Here is a 614-nt window from a genome sequence, read left to right as displayed (position 1 = left end):
TTGTACTACTTATTGGTGTTATAGCTGTATCTGTTTCCGCAGTAGTTATTTCATCGGTTGTAACTGATGCAGTATTAATTAAATCATTACCTGCTGAAAAGTCAGCTGCCGATACCGTATAACTAATTGTATATGTCCATGTTTCGCCTCTATCAATAACATTAGGTGTCCCACCATCAGCAGTAGGACCAGTTAATGTTCCATTACTTCCATCAGGTAAAATATCTGTAATATTAATATTTGTTAAATCTAGATCTCCATTATTTTCTAAGGTAATTGTATAATCTAACACTTGACCGATTGCCGTTACCGGATTAGGTCCCGCTGTTTGTGTTTTTACAACTATCAAACTAGGGTTACAGCCTGGAGCAACAAGAGTAATTGTATCAGGACTTATAGTTTCACAGACTGTAAGGGTATTTCTAATAGCAATAGTATATGTTCCTGCAGTTAACCCTGTAAATACATTTGAAGGTTGATAATTTATTCCTCCATCGATACTATACTCTAAGTTAGACCCCGTAGCAATAATTGTAATTGTACCATCATCTAAAGTAGGACAGCTAGCTGTAGTTGGATTTGTTGAAGATACATTATTAATTGTTGGTGGTATA

At 35.2% G+C, this 614-nt stretch carries 1 protein-coding gene; it reads right to left on the bottom strand.

The features are described from left to right. Nucleotides 1-614, bottom strand: a 614-nt coding sequence (locus AC3IF2_RS13225) for a DUF7507 domain-containing protein (protein WP_489168031.1), incomplete at both ends; no start/stop codon positions are given.

This window comes from Maritimimonas rapanae (assembly GCF_057837205.1).
This window is presented reverse-complemented; position numbering and strand designations above follow the sequence as displayed.